Below are 2,333 nucleotides of genomic sequence, written 5' to 3'. Positions count from 1 at the left end.
CCAGCGCCGCGCCGGTGCCGGCCGCGGCCGTCAGCAGCAGGGCCGCCCGCCCGCGCGGGGTGAAGCGGGCGCGGGCGACCGCGCGGCCGGCCCGGCGGGCGAGCCGCACCAGCAGGTAGACCAGGCCGGCGGTCGGCAGCAGCAGCATGACCAGGCCGATCACGCCGAGGGCCGCGGCGGCGGGTGCCCCTGCGGCGAAGGCGTCGGCGGTCTCGGCGAGTCGGCCGGTGAAGGAGTCCACCGCGGTGCGCAGCAGCCGGGGTGCGTTCCAGAGCACGTAGGCGATCTCGGCCACCAGCAGCGGGACCATGGCGAGCACCCAGGCCGTCACGACGGCCCGCGACGAGCGCTTCAGCCCGGCGACCTCCGGCGGCACGGGCCGCCAGGGCAGCATGCTGCGCAGGATCGGCCGGACCTTGCCGAACAGGTCGGGTACGCCGGCGAGGTCGGCGAGGATGTAGTAGCCGTCCAGCCGCAGCACGGGCAGCAGTTGTTCGATGATCTCGAAATGGGCGACGTACACGGCGGCCAGCAGGAAGTCCCGGCCGGTCGCGAAGTACGCGGCGAACAGCACGGCGACGAACACCGCGTTGAAGTAGACCCCGCCGAGGTCGGTGCGCAGCCGGTCGGGGCGGCGCAGCCGGTACACGTCGGTGACGTCGGTGTACATCGCCGGCCACACCAGGTAGATGCCGCAGCCGATGCAGCCGGGCCGTCCGCCGCCGTAGCGGCAGCCGGAGGCGTGGCCGAACTCGTGGAAGACGGTGGACAGTACGGTCAGTGCGAGGACGGCGAGCAGCAGGGCCGGTTCCTGCACGGTGTGCAGGACGGGGGTCATCGCCCCGTGCACCGCGAACAGCCAGACGTCGGCGGCGGCGGTGAGCAGCAGGACGACGGCCACCGCGACCGGACGGTGCAGCCAGGACAGCGCGGCGGCCACGGTGTTGACCGACGGCGGCCGCAGCAGGACCTTGTGGGCGCGCAGCGCGAGCAGCAGGTCGGTGACCGGGACGGGGGCGGCCGCCGTGCTGCCGGCCGGCGGGGCGAGCAGGCCCAGCGGGCGGAGCTTGTGGTCGAGGAGGTGGGCGACGTGCTCGGGGCCGAGTTCCAGGCCGGAGCGGGCGCTGACCAGTTCGGCGATCCCGCTCAGGGGGCGGGTGCCGTCCAGGGCCTCGGCCACCAGGTAGAGCAGTCGGCTGAGCTGGACCATCTGCCCGTCGGCCCGGCGGACGAGGTAGCGGGGGGTGGTGAAACCCGAGTCGCGGTACTCGCCCTGCAGGGTGAGTCCGGGGGCGGGCCGCGGGACGTCCTCGGTGGTGCCGTGCGGGACGTCCTCCGCGGCGCGGTGCGGGCCGCCGGCGGTCCGCGGTGCGGGGCCGGCCTGGCCGGGGTCGGTCGGTGGGTCGGTGGGGGGCTCGGTGCCGGGCCGTGCCCAGGCGTCGGGAACGGCCGGTCGGCGGAGGTCGCCGACGGTCGCCGGGCGTTCCGCGGCCGTGGGGGTCCGGCTGCCGATGCCGTGTCCGCTCTCGGTCACGTCACCTTCCGGGCTGGCAGTCGTTGGAAGTGCGGAAAGTGTTTCCGGCGGCGATTCCGGCGCCACCGGAAACACTTTCCGCATGATTTCCGTGAACGGGTCAGAAATGCCGGTCGGGGGCCCGGCCGCGAGCCGGCTGCCCTGCCGGCCGCCTTCCGTTCACAGCACCCGGGCCGTCCACGAGGGGCGGCGGGGCGTCAGCGGCGGAGCATCCGTCACTGGTGGATGGAGATGTACTGCTTCGCCTCCGAGGCCGCCAGGGAGTCCCAGGAGTGGTCGTTGTAGGAGACCGAGTTGTTCTCCGCGTAGACGACGGCGTGCTTGGTGACCGTGGTCTTGTGGAGGTTGAAGCTGAAGCGGCTCAGCGCCTCGCGCTTGGGCAGCAGCTCGGCGGTCTCGGTCTCCAGGACGGACATGTCGATCATGAGGATCCATTTCTCCGTGCGGTTGCGCTCGGGGCGGCCGCGACTCGGCCGCCCCGGTCGGACGGGTGTCCGACGAAGCTGGACACTACGGGGGCGATGCGACGCAGAGCAAGGAACCGGATACGTCGGGTGATCGATTTCTCGTGAATAGTGCCTGGATTCGCGCGGCAATGCCGGGCGGTCCGGAGATCGAAAACTTCGTCGAATTTGGCGTGGTTCCGGGATTCTTCGTATCCGAGGTTTTGGGAGGCGCGCGGGGGGCGGTCGACTTCACCCGATCGGCTCAGCTTTCCGGCGTGTTCCCGGACGGCCCGTCAGGGGTGCTGCGGGGCCGGGGGCGCGCTCGGTGCGGCCCCCGGGCGGCGGGGCGGCGC

General features: G+C 73.0%; 3 protein-coding genes. 1 reads left to right on the top strand and 2 read right to left on the bottom strand.

Annotated elements, in window-relative coordinates:
* The coding region (locus tag KSNIM_RS10905; protein ID WP_263103045.1) for a hypothetical protein at nucleotides 1–1,534 on the bottom strand (1,534 nt) is incomplete at its 3' end.
* Nucleotides 1,535–1,749: 215 nt separating this feature from the next.
* The gene (locus tag KSNIM_RS10900; RefSeq protein WP_263103044.1) at nucleotides 1,750–1,959 is read right to left on the bottom strand and encodes a hypothetical protein; all 210 of its coding nucleotides are present in this window, start codon (nucleotides 1,957–1,959) and stop codon (nucleotides 1,750–1,752) included.
* A 65-nt stretch (nucleotides 1,960–2,024) separates the two neighbouring features.
* Between KSNIM_RS10900 and KSNIM_RS10895 the strand changes: the two genes are divergently transcribed.
* Nucleotides 2,025–2,333 (top strand): hypothetical protein (locus KSNIM_RS10895; RefSeq protein ID WP_263103043.1); only part of this gene is annotated, 309 nt, incomplete at its 3' end.

The sequence above is a fragment of the Kitasatospora sp. DSM 101779 genome (genome assembly GCF_025655475.1).
Classification (GTDB): domain Bacteria; phylum Actinomycetota; class Actinomycetes; order Streptomycetales; family Streptomycetaceae; genus Kitasatospora.
The sequence above is the reverse complement of the archived record's forward strand: the minus strand, read 5'-3'. Positions and strand labels throughout refer to the sequence as shown.

What these genes read in the sequence shown, in the direction of transcription:
- KSNIM_RS10900 (WP_263103044.1), bottom strand. Translation starts at nt 1,959, where the DNA reads ATGATCGACATGTCCGTCCTGGAGACCGAGACCGCCGAGCTGCTGCCC.